This window comes from Arthrobacter sp. 10T425 (genome assembly GCF_056393985.1).
Genome location: NZ_JBFTGZ010000050.1, coordinates 1 through 565 on the forward strand (window position 1 = coordinate 1; position 565 = coordinate 565).

A 565-nucleotide genomic window follows, 5' to 3' on the forward strand; every position below is an offset into this window, starting at 1 on the left:
CCGAAGCCGTGCAAGCGACGCATTGAGCGCAATCTCGCAGTCGAAGCATTTTTGGCTACAATCGTAGCCGAAAATGCTTCAATCTCTTTCCGACACCCTCTTCAGCCAATACCGGCGCCGTGTTCTGGGCCTGCTCCTGCTGCGCCCGGAGGCGTCGTATCACGTCCGAGAGATTGCCCGCCTGACCGGCACGGCGCCCGGCACCCTCCATAAAGAACTGAGCAAGCTGGCGGAAGCCGGCATCCTCACGCGTACGCCCCAGGGCAACCAGGTGCTTTATCGCGCGAACCGGGCTTCCCCGGTGTTCGAGGAACTGGCCGGGATCATGCGCAAGACGTCCGGCGCAGTCGAGGCCTTGACGCTTGCCCTCGCGCCAGTCGCCGCCTCAATCCAGGCGGCGTTCATCTTCGGTTCCGTGGCAGCGGGCCGTGACGTGGCCGACAGTGACATCGACGTCGCCATCATCGGGTCTATTACCTTTCGGGACAGTGTTCAGCTGCTGTATCCGGTACAGTCGTCGCTCGCCCGCGAGATCAACGCAAAGGTGTTCTCCGCGGAGGAATGG

At 62.5% G+C, this 565-nt stretch carries 1 protein-coding gene; it reads left to right on the forward strand.

All coding sequences use genetic code 11. The features are described 5' to 3' along the window. Positions 1-73: 73 nt before the first annotated feature. Positions 74-565, forward strand: a 492-nt coding sequence (locus tag AC1DDH_RS20455) for a hypothetical protein (RefSeq protein ID WP_476956207.1), incomplete at its 3' end; no start/stop codon positions are given.